At 73.4% G+C, this 1461-nt stretch carries 1 protein-coding gene; it reads right to left on the bottom strand.

Going from position 1 to position 1461, the window contains the following annotated elements:
* A partial coding sequence (locus H5J29_RS32515; RefSeq protein ID WP_181784729.1) for an Hsp70 family protein occupies window positions 1-1101 on the bottom strand: 1101 nt, incomplete at its 3' end.
* Window positions 1102-1461: the final 360 nt, after the last annotated feature.

Below are 1461 nucleotides of genomic sequence, written 5' to 3'. Positions count from 1 at the left end.
GGACCGGGCGGGGGCAGGCACCGGATCGGCAGCGGGTGTCACCACGGACCGCGGTGCCAGGGGCGCCGACAACGCGGCCGCCCCCAGCGCCACCGCGAACTCCGGGTCCGTGTCCACCGCGATCGGGGCCTTGAACTCGGCGGACACCATCCTCGCGACCAGCGGGATCTTCGACGACCCCCCGACGAGCAGCACCGCCGTCAGGTCCTCCGGATCGACCTCCGCCGAGCGCAACGCACCGCGCAGGGCCGTCATCGTGTCCGCCAGGACCGGCCGGATCATGTCCTCGAGCTCACCGCGGGTGAGCCGGATGTGGGTGTGCGCGCCGGGCAGCAGGACCGGCACGGTCGCGTCCGTGTCGATCGACAGCGCCTCCTTGGCGTGGACGCACTCCTGGCGCAGCCGGTAGAGGGCGGCCCGGTCGGCGCCCGCGGTCGCGTCCCCGCCCAGCGACTCCCGGACGTGCGCGAACACCGCCTGGTCGAAGTCGATCCCGCCGAGACCCTGGATGCCCTGCGGCGTGCCGAGGATGTCGAACCCGGCTTGTGTGCGGCGCAGGACCGTGGCGTCGAAGGTGCCGCCGCCGAGGTCGTAGACCGCGACCGTGGCGCCGACCGCGAGCCGCTCGTTCGACGCGTAGGTCGCCGCGGCCGCCTCGGGCTCGGTGACCATCCGCACCGGTGAGACCTCCGCCAGCTGCGGGACCTGCGCGAAGATCTCCTTCTGGTAGGTGTTCCAGCTCGCCGGGTGGGTCAGGGTCACCGTCTCCGGCGGGGCGCCCTGCGCCGCCGTCACCTTGCCGACGACGGCCCGCAGCAGGTGCGCCAGCAGCGCGGGCACGGGCATCGGCGCGCCGCCGACGATCATCGGCACGGGATCGCCGAGCTTGCGCTTGAACTCCCGCGCCACGCGCTCCGGCTCGATCGTGGCCCGCCGCTCGGCCGCGGCGCCTGTCAGCACCGCGCCGTCCTGGCGGATCATCACGACCGACGGCGCGACGTCCGACCGGTCGCCCAGCCGGAAACGCTCGACCCTGCCGTCGCGCCGGATGGCCGCCGCCACGAACGTCGTGCCGAGATCGACACCCAGGCCGTACGTCATCCTGCCGCGCTCCTCCTCCGCGGGGTCGCAGCGCGGACGCACGAACCGACCCCAGGGTCCGCCCGCATCCTCGCGCGAGCGGCTCCCCTCCTCAAGGTGCTCTCTGCCGAACCGTCGAGGTCGTTACAACCGCTACGTTAACGGCGGGCGAGACCCGATCGAGTACTCGCAGACGGCGAGGGGGTTGGCGGATGCGGCAGGAGTGGCCCCTCATCGGTCGGGCCGCGGAGCTGGACTTCGCGCGCCGGACCCTGGCCACCCCGACCCTCTCCGGGCTGGTGCTGGCCGGGCGCGCGGGCGTCCCTCCCAGGGCAGAAGGTTAACCAATCGGTGAACAATCGGCAAGGTTGAGGCGGGTTG

The sequence above is a fragment of the Pseudonocardia pini genome, assembly GCF_013870575.1.
GTDB lineage: Bacteria > Actinomycetota > Actinomycetes > Mycobacteriales > Pseudonocardiaceae > Pseudonocardia > Pseudonocardia pini.
This window is presented reverse-complemented; position numbering and strand designations above follow the sequence as displayed.